Source organism: Acidovorax sp. 62, from assembly GCF_002754495.1.
GTDB lineage: Bacteria > Pseudomonadota > Gammaproteobacteria > Burkholderiales > Burkholderiaceae_C > Acidovorax.
Map to the genome: position 1 here is coordinate 1178775 of NZ_PEFJ01000001.1, position 13224 is coordinate 1191998.

Sequence of the window (13224 nt, forward strand, 5' to 3'; positions counted from 1 at the left end):
TTCAGAGGCATGCCTCGGCTACCCTGAAGGCCCCTTGGTGGGGGCTGGCCGTGAGGGCGGAGGTGCCGTGTGGCTTGTGTGCCGTTGTGTGAGCACGACCATGAGGCCGCGCGCTGGGGTCTTGCCCAGGGCTCTCAATTGCATGCTCCAGTGAGGACCTTGCCAGTGCAGGGGCGGGCTGTCGGGATCGGCGGACACCGCCATCGCCTGACCGGGCCACTGGCCCTGTGTTTCGTCGGAGATCGGTGGTAGCTCTTGCTGCAGCACGGTGCTGGCGGGCTCGCCCAACACGGCGGTGCTTCCACCCAAGGTGCGCTGGGCCTCCTGGTTGGCCAGCACAATGGTGCCATCAGGGTCTATGCCCAACAGGGGAACAGGTAGCAAGTCCACCATGTCGCGCACGGCGTTGGCACGGGCTGTTTCCTGGTCAATTTGCTGCTGCTGGCTACTGAGCACCAGCTCCAGCCTTTCGTTAGCGGCAGTCAGCGCTTCGCTGGCGGTGACCACCGCGGAGGCCAGGCGCTTGTTTTCGTCGGCCAACTCTTTGTGGGCAAAGGCTTCTTTCACGTGCACGGTCAGGCGCTCGTCGTCCCAGGGTTTGGTCAGGAAGCGGTAGATGGCGCCTTCGTTCACCGCGTCGGTGATGGATTGCAGCTCGGTGTAGCCCGAGAGCACCATGCGCACGGTGTCGGGGTACAGCTCTTTGGCGCGGCGCAGAAACTCCACCCCCGTCATGCCGGGCATGCGCTGGTCTGACAGCACCACGTCCACTTCGTATTCGGCCATGCGCTGCAGGCCTTCTGCGCCGCTGCTGGCCGTGACGATGCGATAGCCCTCGCGCCGGAACAGCCGCCGCAGGGCTGAGACGATGTTGGGTTCATCGTCTACCAACAGCAGGGTGCGCTCGCGCCGTCGGGCAAGCAAGTTGGCAGGCAGCCTGACGCGGCTGGCCAGCAGTTGGGCCAGGGTGTGGGCGTCCACCGGATCAGACAGTACGGGCCCCTGCATGCGGTCGCAGCCATTGGCGATCAAGAGTGTGAGTTGCCCGGCAGTTTCCACGCCATCGGCCAGCACCTTCATTTGCAGGCTGTGGGCCATGTTGATGATGGCGCGGGTGAGTGAGACGTCGCCCGTGGCTGCCGTCACGTCGGACACGCAAGAGCGGTGCACCTTGATCACGTCCACGGGCAGGCTGCGCAACAGCCCCAGGTTGGTGGCGCCAGCGCCGAAGTCGCTCAAGGAGATTTCAAGCCCAAGGTCTCGCAACTGCGTGAGGGTGCGCACCAGGGTGTGGGATGCATTGAACAAGGCCTGTTCACTGATTTCTATGCCCAACGATTGGGGCATGAGGCCGTGGCTGGAGATGCAGCGGCGCAGCTTGTCCAGCACATCGGGCTGCTGCAGCTCCAGCAGCGAAATGCGCAGCGCCATGCGGGGCGGGCGCACGCCTGCTTGCTCCCAGGCGCGCAGCTGGCGGCAGGCAGCGTCGCGCTTCCAGTCGCCCAGCATCACGATCAGGCCCGTTTGCATGGCCACGGGAACGAATTCGGAGGCGGGCACTTGACCCAGCTCCTGGCTGTGCCACTCCACACTGAGTTGCACGCCTGCGATGTCGCCCGTGGACAGGTCTGCCTGCAGCTGGAACGAAAGGCGCAGCTCGGCCCGCTCTGCAGCATGGCGCAGGCCCGATTCAATGGCCAGTTTGCGCAGTGCCGATGTGCGCGTTTCAGGGGTGAATACAGCAACCTGCTCGCCGCTGGTTTCAATGCCCATGCGTGCGGTTTGGGCGGCTTCCAGCAGCTCGCCTGCGGTTTGTGCGTCGGCGGGGAAGCGCGCCACACCCACGCGGGCGCCAGGCACGATTTCGGCGGCGCCAAGCCGCTCGGCCTTGGCCAAAGCCTGTACCACAGCGCGTGCGTGGCGGTGACCTTGGCTGTCCAGTGCACTGCTTTCGGGGCTGAGCAAGATGGCGAACTCGCCGCCATCCATCCGGGCGACGGTGTCACCCAGCTCGGCCAAGGCACACAGGCGCGCGGCCACAGCCATGGCCATGGCATCGCCCGCGCCGTATCCCATGGCTTGTTTGAGCTGGTCCACCTGGTCGACCTGAATGGACAGCAGCAGGAACGGCTGCGGATTCCACTTGGCGCTGTGCACCGCTGCGTCAATGCGGTCCAGCAACTGGGTGCGATTGGCCAGGCCGGTCACTTCATCGTGGTTGGCCAATTCCTGAATGCGCTGTTCGGCCTCGCGTTGTGCAGTGATGTCTTGCACGATGAGATAGCCATGGCGGCGCCCGGAAGGATCGGTCTCGACCATGCCGCGCTGCAATACCTCCAGCCGCGATCCATCACTGCGCACCAGCCGGTGCTGAAACTCAAACGGCTCATCGGGCAAGGCACCCCGCCAGATGGATGCGGCATAGCCGCGCTCCTTTGCGGGCAGCCAGCGCAGAAGGCGCCAAGTGGGCCGCGCTTCAGGATGAAAGGGCAGGCCCAGCAAAGCGTACAAGCCCTTGGAGAGCACCGCCTTGCCATCGTCCAGGTCCAGCTCCGCCGAGCCACTGCGCCCCATGGTCTCTGTCTGCTCCAGCATGCGGGCGCGCCAGTGCGAGGAAAAAGCGATTTGTGCGCGCTGCGGATCGTCGACCAAGGTGATGAGTTCTGCCCCCGGCCCGAAGACGGGCAGAGCGCGTGCATAAGCGCGGCCATTGAACACCTCTGCGGCCTGGTTGGTGCAACTCACGTGCCGCTGGCCCCGTCCAATGCCCTGGAGCTGCGGCCACAGCTCTTGCCACTGCTGCTGCAGCCATGCGGCAGGGCGGTCTGCATCGGTGGCGTTGGCACCCAGCAGTTCGGCAAACCGGGCATTGATGAGCTGCGGCACGCCGTGTACCAGCAAGCACAGGCCCATGGGTGTGGCGTCAAAGATTTGGCGCTTGAGATCGTCCACCGCCATGCCGGCGCCGGCTGCAGGCCCGCAAGGTGCCTGCGGGCCATCCGTGGGCAGGGATGGGATCGGTGTCATGCGTTCCTTTCGGTGCGGTGCGACCCTTGGCCGGTGCCTTGGGTGCCACGCACTGGTGCGTTGCATGCCCTCATTATGGAGATTGCCATTTTTTTATCAAGCAAATTTATCAAATAAATCATTTGAATGATAAAAATGTTTTTATGCATTGCCTTTGCATGCCACGGGGTAGGCCCGTCGCAGGGCGTATGCGGCGGGCTGTCACTGCGCCGTCACACGAAAAATCTACAAATGCGGCGCAGCTCTGCCATCCCTGGCAGCGCAGTTACAACCGAGAACAGCACGATGGCAAAAGACTTTTCCCTGATGGAAGACAGCAACACGTCTTCCAACCCCAGCATCCATGACGTGTCCGACCCCGCACGGCGTACCCTGTTGCGTGGTGGCCTGGGGGCCTTGGCTGGCAGCTTTTTGGCACCCTTGGGGGCCGTCGGTGGTGTTGCTGCGCTGGCAGGCTGCGCTACGGCGGGCGGTGCAGCGGGCCCGGCCCTGGGCTTTAAGAGCGTGGCCATTTCCACCGCAGACACGGTGACGGTGCCCGAGGGCTACACCGTGCAGGTGATTGCGCCCTGGGGCGACCCGGTGGGCATGTCGGGCGAGACGACGGCCTTCAAGGACGACGGCAGCAACACCACTGCGCACCAGGAAACCCAGTTTGGCATGCACCACGATGGCATGCACTACTTTGCGCAAGAGGGCTCGAAGACAGGGCTGCTGGTGATGAACCACGAGTATGTGGACCATGGCCTGCTGTTCCCCGACGGCACGGCGAACTGGAGCCTGGAGAAAGTGCGCAAGTCGCAAGCGGCCCATGGCGTGTCGGTGTGCGAGGTGCAGGAAACCAATGGCAAGTGGGAAGTGGTCAAGCCATCGCCCTGGGCGCGCCGCATCACGGCCAACACGCCCATGCAGCTCAGCGGCCCTGCCGCTGGCCATGCCCTGCTGAAGACCGCTGCCGACCCGCAAGGCACCAAGGTGCTGGGTACCTTCAACAACTGCGCTAGCGGCATCACGCCCTGGGGCACTTACCTGACGTCGGAAGAGAACTTCATCAACTACTTCAGCGGTGGCGACACGCTGAGCGCCCACGAAAAGCGCTGGGGCCTGAAGAAGGGCGGCGCGGGCTACCGCTGGCACGAGTTTGATGCGCGCTTTGACGCCACCAAGAACCCCAACGAACCCAACCGCTTTGGCTGGATTGTGGAGATCGACCCCAACAACCCCAGCTCTACTCCCATCAAGCGCACCGCCATGGGCCGGGCCGCGCATGAGGGTGCCACCGTGGCTGTGACGCGCGACAACCGCGCGGTGGTGTACATGGGCGAGGACTCGCGCTTTGAGTACATCTACAAGTTTGTGAGCCGCGACACCATCAAGCCCGGTGGCGCTGCCGCCAATGCCACGCTGCTGGACCACGGCACGCTGTACGTGGCCCAGTTCAATGCCGATGGCAAGGGCCGCTGGATTGCGCTGACCTACGGCCAGGGCCCACTGACGGCAGCCAATGGCTTTGCCGACCAGGGCGAGGTGCTGATCAAGGCCCGCCAGGCCAGCGACCTGCTGGGCGCCACCAAGATGGACCGCCCCGAGTGGATTGCCGTGGACAAGCAAGGCTGGGTCTACACCACGCTGACCAACAACAGCAACCGTGGCGCCGCCAACCAGCCGGGTGTGGATGCCGCCAACCCCCGCGTCAACAACACGCAAGGCAACATCATCCGCTGGAAGGAAGATGGCGACTTCAGCGGCCAGACCTTTGCCTGGAACCATTTCGTCATGGCGGGCGACCCATCGCTGGCGCGCGCAGAGGCCAAGGGCAACATCAAGGGCGATATGTTCTCGTGCCCCGATGGCCTGTGGGTGGACGGTCGTGGCGTGCTCTGGATCCAGTGCGACATGTCCACCTCGGCCATGGGCAAGGGCGACTTGAAGAACTTTGGCAACAACATGATGCTGGCCGCCGATGTGCACACGGGCGAAGTGCGGCGCTTTCTGGTCGGCCCCTCGGGTTGCGAAATCACGGGCCTCACGGCCACGCCGGATGGGCGCACCATGTTCCTCAACATCCAGCATCCTGGTGAGCCTGCCGACGAGATCAGCGACCCCAAGAACCCCCGTGCCGTGTCGAACTGGCCGGAGAAGAAGGCCAATGGCCGCCCACGCTCTGCCACGGTGGTGGTGCGCAAGGCCGATGGCGGTGTGATCGGCACCTGAGCCTGCGCCACTGGTTGATTGCGCAAGAAAAAAGGGCTGCCCTGTAGGGGGCAGCCCTTTTTCATAACAAGGTCTTGCGGCGATGTCGATCAGGCAGCAATGCCCAAACCCCGCGCGTGGTGCAGCAGGTGGTCGTCCATGAAGGTCTGGATGAAGTAGTAGCCGTGGTCGTAGCCCGCGTGGCGGCGCAGCGTGAGCGGCTGGCCGATGTGCGCGCAGGCGGCTTCAAACAGGTGGGGGTGGAGTTGCTCGGCCAGAAACTTGTCGGCCAGCCCCTGGTCGATGAGGATGCCGCCGGCATAGGGCGCCATGGGCTGGTTTTCCATCAGCACGGTGGCGTCGTGTTCGCCCCAGCTGGTGCGGTCTGCACCCAGGTAGCCCGTGAAGGCCTTCTCGCCCCAGGGGCAGCGGGTGGGCGCGCAGATGGGGGCGAAGGCGGACAGTGACTGGAAGCGGCCCGGATGGCGCAAGGCCAGCGTGAGTGCACCGTGCCCCCCCATCGAGTGGCCGAAGATGCCCAGGCGCTGGGCGTCGATGGGCAAGGCCGCTGTGCACAGGGGCAGCAGCTCGTCCATCAGGTAGCTCTCCATGCGCCAGTGGGTGGCCCAGGGGGTGGCCGTGGCGTCCAGGTAAAAGCCCGCACCCACGCCAAAGTCCCAGCTCTCGGCCTCGCCCGGCACATTGGCCCCGCGCGGGCTGGTGTCCGGGGCGATCAAGGCCAGGCCCAGCTCTGCGGCGCGGCGTTGGGCACCTGCCTTGATGATGAAAGTTTCTTCGGTGCAGGTCAGCCCGGCCAGGTACAGCACGGCGGGCACGGGGCCTTGGCTGGCCTGGGGGGGCAGGTACACCGCGAATTTCATCGGCAGGCCGATGGTGCTGGACGCATGCTGGTAAAAGCGCTGCTCTCCGCCAAAACTGGCGTGGCTGCTGAGCAGTTCGATGGATGTGGACATGAGTGCGCTCACAAAGTGATAGCTGGTCGCGCTTGTTTTAAGAGGGTTTTGAGATGTTTTGTTTCTCAAGTGCCGCCAAACCAGCGCAAGGCGCTTCTGTTTTGATAGTGGATGTCAGGCCGCGTACTTGACCACGGACCGGATCGACTTGCCTTCGTGCATCAGGTCGAAGGCTTCGTTGATGTCCTTGAGACCCATGGTGTGGGTCACAAAGGGCTCGAGCTGGATCTTGCCTGCCATGGCGTCTTCGACCATGCCGGGCAGCTCGCTGCGGCCCTTGACGCCACCAAACGCGGTGCCCAGCCACTTGCGGCCAGTGACGAGCTGGAAGGGGCGGGTGCTGATCTCTTGGCCCGCACCTGCCACGCCGATGATCACGCTCTGGCCCCAGCCACGGTGTGCGCATTCCAGCGCGGCGCGCATCACGTTCACGTTGCCAATGCACTCAAAGCTGTGGTCCACGCCCCAGGTCGTCATCTCGACGATGACTTGCTGGATCGGCTTGTCGAAGTCTTTCGGGTTCACGCAGTCGGTGGCACCGAAGGTGCATGCCAGGTCGAACTTGGAGGGGTTGGTGTCCACGGCGATGATGCGGCCCGCCTTGGCCAGCTTGGCGCCTTGAATGACTGCCAGACCAATGCCGCCCAGGCCGAACACGGCCACGGTGTCGCCCTCTTGCACCTTGGCAGTGTTCTTCACGGCGCCCAGGCCGGTGGTCACGCCGCAGCCCAGCAGGCAGACCTGCTCAGGGTTGGCCTTGGGGTTGACCTTGGCGAGCGACACCTCGGCCACCACGGTGTATTCGCTGAAGGTGCTGCAGCCCATGTAGTGGTAGATGGGCTGGCCGTTGTAGCTGAAGCGCGTGGTGCCGTCGGGCATCACGCCCTTGCCCTGTGTGGCGCGCACGGCCACGCACAGGTTGGTCTTGCCGCTCTTGCAGAACAGGCATTCGCCGCATTCGGCGGTGTACAGCGGGATCACATGGTCGCCCGGCTTCACGCTGGTCACGCCTTCGCCCACTTCCACCACGATGCCTGCGCCTTCATGGCCCAGCACCACGGGGAACAGGCCCTCGGGGTCGTCACCGCTCAGGGTGAAGGCGTCGGTGTGGCACACACCGGTGTCGGTGATCTTGATGAGCACCTCGCCCTTTTTAGGGGGGGCCACATCGATTTCGACGATCTGCAGGGGTTCTCCGGCTTTGAAGGCTACGGCGGCGCGGGATTTCATGGGGTGGCTCCTTGGCTAAAGGTGGGGTGGAAATAAAAAGGGCGTTGATCGGGGGGCTGGGCCTGCCTACTGCGGTGCTTCACCCCTGGCGTGGGTCAATGTCGTGACGCGGAGTGAGGGGCTCCCCGCACCCGAGGCGATGCACAGGGGTCATTTCAAATACGAACGCAGCAGGGCGAGGGTTTCGTCCACCGCTGGCTGGGAGGGGGCGGGCTTTTCAGACAGCACCTCGCGCACATGCCCGTCGAGCAGGTCGGCCATCAGGCCGTGCACCGCACCGCGCATGGCGGCCAGTTGCTGCAAGATGGGCGCGCAATCGCTGCCCGCCTCCACGGCGCGCTCCAGCGCCTCGGCCTGGCCTTTGATGCGGCGCAGGCGGGTGATGGCGCGCTGCTTGTCTTCTGCAGAGTGGGGCATGTGGGGCGGGGCTGTAAAGCCCTGCTGACGTTGTACTGGAGGGTAGTATAAAACGCTAGCGCAATGCTGGTAAGCGCTAGGGGTTTAAAAAATAGGCTACTAGGGGGGAGTATTGCCTATCATGCGACTCGGATGCACGCTATGCGCAGGTCGCATGCGCTGTCCGTCCACAAAGCAAAAAAGCCCACAGGCTGGGCCTGTGGGCTTTGTGTGCTGCCTGCGGGCGGGGCCGCGCAGGGATGAGTCGATCAGCGCTTGCCGATAGGCTGCACGTCGCGGCGCTCGGAGCCGGTGAACAGCTGGCGTGGGCGGCCGATCTTGTACTCGGGGTCGCCAATCATTTCGTTCAGTTGGGCAATCCAGCCCACGGTGCGGGCCAGCGCGAAGATGGCGGTGAACAGCGAGACGGGGATGCCGATGGCGCGTTGCACGATGCCCGAGTAGAAGTCCACGTTGGGGTACAGCTTGCGCGAGACGAAGTAATCGTCTTCCAGGGCGATCTTTTCGAGTTGCTTGGCCAGCTTGAACAGGGGGTCGTTTTCCAGGCCCAGTTCCTGCAGCACTTCGTTGCAGGTTTCTTGCATCAGCTTGGCGCGGGGGTCGTAGTTTTTGTAGACGCGGTGGCCAAAACCCATCAGCTTCACGCCGGAGTTCTTGTCCTTGACCTTCTCCATGAACTCACCGACCTTGGCCACGCCACCGTTGCGCTGGATGTCTTCCAGCATGTTAAGGCAGGCTTCGTTGGCGCCACCGTGGGCAGGGCCCCACAGGCAGGCCACGCCCGCAGCGATGGCGGCGAAGGGGTTGGTGCCCGACGAGCCGCACAGGCGCACGGTGGAGGTCGATGCGTTTTGCTCGTGGTCAGCGTGCAGGATGAAGATACGGTCCAGTGCGCGTTCGAGCACGGGGTTGACCTTGTACTCTTCGCAAGGCGTGGCAAACATCATGCGCATGAAGTTGCCAGCGTAGCTCAGGTCGTTGCGAGGGTAGATGTAAGGCTGGCCGACGCTGTACTTGTACGCCATGGACACCAGCGTGGGCATCTTGGCGATCAGGCGGATCGCGGCGATTTCGCGGTGCTCTGGGTTGTTGATGTCGGTGCTGTCGTGGTAGAAGGCCGACAGGCCGCCCACCAGACCGGTCAATACAGCCATGGGGTGCGCATCACGGCGGAAACCACGCAGGAAAAACTGCATTTGCTCGTTGACCATGGTGTGGTTGGTCACGCGGCTGGTGAAGTCCTTCTTCTGGGCTTCGTTGGGCAGGTTTCCATACAACAGCAGGTGGCAAGTTTCCAGAAAGTCGCAGTTCACGGCCAGCTGCTCAATGGGGTAGCCGCGGTACAGCAGCTCGCCCTTGTCGCCGTCGATGTACGTGATGGCGGATTGCGTGGCGGCTGTGGACAGGAAGCCCGGGTCATACGTGAACATGCCCGTTTGCGCATACAGCTTACGGATGTCGATGACGTCCGGACCGATGTTGCCCTGATAGACCGGCAGGTCCACGCTGGGGCTGCCGTTACTGAACGACAGGGTGGCTTTGTTGTCAGCTAGCTTCATTGTTACTTTCCTTAGGTTTGCCGATGTCAATCCGGTCTAGGGGCGCCCTGCGTTTGTCAGGCCCGCAGGGCAGGGGTGCCGCCGCTGGAGCGCAGCATGCTGAGTACTTCGTTCACTTCTGCGCTAGCCAGTGTCTCGTCTGGTTCGCGTCGGCAGAGCACCAGGTCCAGCAGATCGTTGTCCGCCAGCTCCATGAGCGCCGTCAGCCCTTGCGCGTGCCGCTGTGTCAGCTCGGGCTCAAAGCGTTTGAAGAACTGCTGAATGAACAGATCGTTCTCCAGCAAACCGCGCCGGCAGCGCCAGTGCAGCTTGCTCAGTTCGCGTTCGCTCAGCCGCTCGGAGGCAGCGGTGGGCGCAGTGATGACGGTGTCGCTCATGGTGTGTGCTCTGAAAAGATCAGACAGCGCGGCGCACCATCAGTTCCTTGATCTTGCCAATCGCCTTGGTGGGGTTCAGTCCCTTGGGGCAAACGTCCACGCAATTCATGATGGTGTGGCAACGGAACAGACGGTAGGGGTCTTCCAGGTTGTCCAGGCGCTGGCCCGTGGCTTCGTCGCGGCTGTCGGCAATGAAGCGGTAGGCTTGCAGCAGGCCTGCTGGGCCCACGAACTTGTCGGGGTTCCACCAGAAGCTGGGGCAGCTGGTGGAGCAGCTAGCGCACAGAATGCACTCGTACAGGCCATTGAGCTCTTCGCGCTCTTCAGGGCTTTGCAGGCGCTCGCGGTCGGGTGCCGTCAGGCTGTCGTTGATCAGGTAGGGCTTGATCGAGTTGTACTGCTTGAAGAACTGCGTCATGTCCACGATCAGGTCGCGGATCACTGGGAGGCCGGGCAGGGGCTTCAGAACAATCGTGCCCTTGAGGGTGTTCATGTTCGTGAGGCAAGCCAAGCCGTTCTTGCCGTTGATGTTCATGGCGTCGGAGCCGCAAACACCTTCGCGGCAGGAGCGGCGGAACGACATCGTGGGGTCTTGCTCCTTGAGCTTGACCAGGGCATCCAGCAGCATGCGTTCGTGGCCGTCGAGTTCGATCTCGATGGTTTGCATGTAGGGCTTGGCGTCCTTGTCCGGATCGTAGCGATAGATTTGGAATGTGCGCTTCATGATTCTGCTCTCGTGGGGCTACTGTTTAGAACGTCCGGACCTTGGGTGGAATGCTGTCCACTGTCAGGGGCTTGAGGTTGACCGGCTTGTAATCCAGACGGTTGCCTTCGCTGTACCACAGGGTGTGCTTCATCCACTCCTTGTCGTTACGGCCCAGAGGGAACTCTGCGTGGTCCGCAGGGTGCTCATAGTCGTACACGGTGTGGGCGCCACGGCATTCCTTGCGGGCTGCGGCAGACACCATGGTGGCCTGGGCCACTTCGATCAGGTTGTCCACTTCGAGGGCTTCGATGCGGGCCGTATTGAACACCTTGGACTTGTCTTGCAGCGTGACGCTGGACACGCGGGCGCGCAGTTCGGCGATTTTTTGAACGCCTTCGTCCATGCTGGCCTGGGTGCGGAACACGCCAGCGTGCTGTTGCATCGTGGCGCGGATGTCGCCTGCCAGGGCTTGCGAGTAGGTGCCGCCCTTGGAGTCTTCGAGCTGGTTCAGGCGCTGCAGCGTGCGGTCGGCCGCATTGGCTGGCAGGGTCTTGTGCTCTTTGTTCTTGTTGTTGAACTCGACGATGTGGCGGCCTGCGGCCTTGCCAAACACCAGCAGGTCCAACAGCGAGTTGGTGCCCAGACGGTTGGCGCCGTGCACGCTCACGCAAGCGCATTCACCCACCGCGTACAGGCCGTTGATCACGGAGTTGTTGATGCCGTCCTTTTGTTCCACGACCTGGCCATGGATGTTGGTGGGCACGCCACCCATCTGGTAGTGGATGGTGGGAACCACGGGGATGGGTTCCTTGGTGATGTCCACGTTGGCGAAGTTGACGCCGATTTCGTACACCGAAGGCAGGCGCTTGTGGATGGTTTCTGCACCCAGGTGATCCAGCTTGAGCAGGATGTAGTCCTTGTTGGGGCCACAGCCACGGCCTTCCTTGATTTCCTGGTCCATGCAGCGCGACACGAAGTCGCGGGGGGCCAAGTCCTTCAGGGTGGGGGCGTAGCGCTCCATGAAGCGTTCACCGTTGCTGTTGAGCAAGATGGCGCCTTCGCCGCGGCAGCCTTCGGTCAGCAGCACGCCAGCGCCGGCCACGCCGGTGGGGTGGAACTGCCAGAACTCCATGTCTTGCAGGGCGATGCCTGCGCGTGCCGCCATACCCAGGCCGTCACCGGTGTTGATGAAGGCGTTGGTGGAGGCGCCGAAGATGCGACCCGCACCGCCGGTGGCCAGCAGCACCGTCTTGGCTTGCAGAATGTGCAGATCGCCGGTTTCCATTTCCAGGGCAGTCACGCCGACCACGTCGCCGGACTCGTCGCGGATCAGGTCCAGGGCCATCCATTCCACGAAGAAGTTGGTCTTGGCCTTGACGTTTTGCTGGTACAGCGTGTGCAGCATGGCGTGGCCAGTGCGGTCGGCTGCAGCGCAGGCGCGTTGCACAGGCTTTTCGCCGTAGTTGGCGGTATGGCCGCCGAAGGGGCGCTGGTAGATGGTGCCGTCGGGGTTGCGGTCGAACGGCATGCCGAAGTGTTCCAGCTCGTATACCACCTTGGGGGCTTCGCGGCACATGAACTCGATGGCATCCTGGTCGCCCAGCCAGTCAGAGCCCTTGATGGTGTCGTAGAAGTGATAGTGCCAGTTGTCTTCGCTCATGTTGCCCAGCGAGGCAGACACGCCGCCTTGGGCTGCCACGGTGTGCGAGCGGGTGGGGAAGACCTTGGACAGCGAGGCCACGTTCAGGCCTGCGCGAGACAGTTCCAGTGCGGCGCGCATGCCCGAGCCGCCTGCGCCGACGATGACTACGTCAAACTTGCGCGTGGTGATGTTGGCTTTTGTATAGCTCATTTTGTACCTTCAATCGCGGGAATCAGAGACGCCACAGAACCTGGATGCCCCAGCCAGCGCAGCTGACGAGCCAGACAATGGTGAAAACTTGCAGGGCCAGGCGCAGGCCCACGGGCTGGATGTAGTCCATGAAAATGTCGCGGACACCCACCCACACGTGCCATGCCATGGCCACGATCACGGAGAAGGTCAGAACCTTCATCCATTGGGCGGAAAAAATGCCAGCCCACAGGTCGTAGCCAATCGGGCCCTTGGAGGCCACGAGTTGAACCAGAACCACAATGGTGAACAAAGCCATGAGGGCGGCGGTGACGCGCTGGCTCAGCCAGTCGCGCAGGCCGTAGTGGGCACCGACGACGGTGCGCTTGGAGCCGTAATTGACGGACATATCAGTTTCCTCTTTGGGGGTGGGGCGGTGCTGCCAGGTGCTGCACTTGCCTTATTGTTTGAATCAGTACAGACCGAACAGCTTGGCGCCAAGCACCAAAGCCAAACCAATGCTCACGGCCAAGGTGAAGACGGCGGATGACTTGCCGAATTCCTTGGTGACTGCTGCGTGGTTCACATCCATCAGCAAATGGCGCAGGCCTGCGATGAAGTGGTGCAGATAGGCCCAGATCAATGCCAAGGCCACCAGCTTGACGAACCAGCCGGGAACAAAATACAAACCGACATTGAAAGCCGCCTTGAATTTGGCGAAAGAGATTTCAGATGACAGAGACGTGTCAAACATCCAGAGGATGAAAGGCAGTAAAAGGAACATGATCACCCCGCTGGCGCGGTGCAGTATGGAAACCCATGCTGCTGGCGCCATGCGGTAGGTTGTCAGGTCCTTGAAGGCATTGATGTTGCGGAATTCAGGCCGTTTTTTGGCTAGTTCGGTCATGTC

Annotated in this window: 11 protein-coding genes; 1 reads left to right on the plus strand and 10 read right to left on the minus strand. The window is 62.8% G+C overall.

All coding sequences use genetic code 11. From position 1 onward, the window contains the following. Positions 1 to 18 precede the first annotated feature (18 nt). Positions 19 to 3027 (minus strand): EAL domain-containing protein, encoded by a 3009-nt coding sequence (locus CLU86_RS05235; RefSeq protein ID WP_158236309.1) that lies wholly within the window; start codon positions 3025 to 3027, stop codon positions 19 to 21. 285 nt (positions 3028 to 3312) lie between these two features. On the opposite strand from CLU86_RS05235, the gene CLU86_RS05240 reads away from it, so the two are divergent. Next, positions 3313 to 5241, plus strand: a complete 1929-nt coding sequence (locus CLU86_RS05240; protein ID WP_099740891.1) for a PhoX family phosphatase — start codon at positions 3313 to 3315, stop codon at positions 5239 to 5241. An 89-nt stretch (positions 5242 to 5330) separates the two neighbouring features. On the opposite strand, the gene fghA is transcribed toward CLU86_RS05240, so the two are convergent. The 9 genes from fghA to sdhC form a co-directional block, all read right to left on the minus strand. Continuing rightward, positions 5331 to 6194 carry an S-formylglutathione hydrolase gene (fghA, locus tag CLU86_RS05245; protein WP_099740892.1) on the minus strand — a complete coding sequence of 288 codons (864 nt, stop codon included), beginning with the start codon at positions 6192 to 6194 and terminating at the stop codon, positions 5331 to 5333. 114 nt (positions 6195 to 6308) lie between these two features. After that, positions 6309 to 7424 (minus strand): S-(hydroxymethyl)glutathione dehydrogenase/class III alcohol dehydrogenase, encoded by a 1116-nt coding sequence (locus CLU86_RS05250; protein WP_099740893.1) that lies wholly within the window; start codon positions 7422 to 7424, stop codon positions 6309 to 6311. A gap of 150 nt (positions 7425 to 7574) precedes the next feature. Continuing rightward, complete coding sequence (locus tag CLU86_RS05255; protein WP_099655160.1) at positions 7575 to 7841, minus strand: metal/formaldehyde-sensitive transcriptional repressor; 267 nt, start codon at positions 7839 to 7841, stop codon at positions 7575 to 7577. Between the two features lie 248 nt (positions 7842 to 8089). Beyond that, positions 8090 to 9400, minus strand: a complete 1311-nt coding sequence (locus CLU86_RS05260; protein ID WP_099655161.1) for a citrate synthase — start codon at positions 9398 to 9400, stop codon at positions 8090 to 8092. Positions 9401 to 9456: 56 nt separating this feature from the next. Further along, positions 9457 to 9777: a succinate dehydrogenase assembly factor 2 gene (locus tag CLU86_RS05265; protein ID WP_099655162.1), complete on the minus strand. Its 321-nt coding sequence runs from the start codon at positions 9775 to 9777 to the stop codon at positions 9457 to 9459. 19 nt (positions 9778 to 9796) lie between these two features. Continuing rightward, a complete protein-coding gene (locus CLU86_RS05270; protein WP_099655163.1) occupies positions 9797 to 10501 on the minus strand; it encodes a succinate dehydrogenase iron-sulfur subunit in 705 nt (234 codons plus the stop codon). 25 nt (positions 10502 to 10526) lie between these two features. Further along, entirely contained in the window at positions 10527 to 12335 is a 1809-nt protein-coding gene (gene sdhA / locus CLU86_RS05275) for a succinate dehydrogenase flavoprotein subunit (protein WP_099655164.1), read from the minus strand. Between the two features lie 22 nt (positions 12336 to 12357). After that, complete coding sequence (gene sdhD / locus CLU86_RS05280) at positions 12358 to 12723, minus strand: succinate dehydrogenase, hydrophobic membrane anchor protein (RefSeq protein ID WP_099655165.1); 366 nt, start codon at positions 12721 to 12723, stop codon at positions 12358 to 12360. A gap of 63 nt (positions 12724 to 12786) precedes the next feature. Next, positions 12787 to 13221, minus strand: coding sequence for a succinate dehydrogenase, cytochrome b556 subunit (gene sdhC, locus CLU86_RS05285; RefSeq protein ID WP_099655166.1), 435 nt, complete (start codon positions 13219 to 13221; stop codon positions 12787 to 12789). Positions 13222 to 13224: the final 3 nt, after the last annotated feature.

What these genes read in the sequence shown, in the direction of transcription:
- fghA (WP_099740892.1), bottom strand. Translation starts at nt 6,194, where the DNA reads ATGTCCACATCCATCGAACTGCTCAGCAGCCACGCCAGTTTTGGCGGA.
- sdhC (WP_099655166.1), bottom strand. Translation starts at nt 13,221, where the DNA reads ATGACCGAACTAGCCAAAAAACGGCCTGAATTCCGCAACATCAATGCC.
- CLU86_RS05260 (WP_099655161.1), bottom strand. Translation starts at nt 9,400, where the DNA reads ATGAAGCTAGCTGACAACAAAGCCACCCTGTCGTTCAGTAACGGCAGC.
- sdhA (WP_099655164.1), bottom strand. Translation starts at nt 12,335, where the DNA reads ATGAGCTATACAAAAGCCAACATCACCACGCGCAAGTTTGACGTAGTC.
- CLU86_RS05240 (WP_099740891.1), top strand. Translation starts at nt 3,313, where the DNA reads ATGGCAAAAGACTTTTCCCTGATGGAAGACAGCAACACGTCTTCCAAC.
- CLU86_RS05265 (WP_099655162.1), bottom strand. Translation starts at nt 9,777, where the DNA reads ATGAGCGACACCGTCATCACTGCGCCCACCGCTGCCTCCGAGCGGCTG.
- CLU86_RS05255 (WP_099655160.1), bottom strand. Translation starts at nt 7,841, where the DNA reads ATGCCCCACTCTGCAGAAGACAAGCAGCGCGCCATCACCCGCCTGCGC.
- CLU86_RS05235 (WP_158236309.1), bottom strand. Translation starts at nt 3,027, where the DNA reads ATGACACCGATCCCATCCCTGCCCACGGATGGCCCGCAGGCACCTTGC.
- CLU86_RS05250 (WP_099740893.1), bottom strand. Translation starts at nt 7,424, where the DNA reads ATGAAATCCCGCGCCGCCGTAGCCTTCAAAGCCGGAGAACCCCTGCAG.
- sdhD (WP_099655165.1), bottom strand. Translation starts at nt 12,723, where the DNA reads ATGTCCGTCAATTACGGCTCCAAGCGCACCGTCGTCGGTGCCCACTAC.
- CLU86_RS05270 (WP_099655163.1), bottom strand. Translation starts at nt 10,501, where the DNA reads ATGAAGCGCACATTCCAAATCTATCGCTACGATCCGGACAAGGACGCC.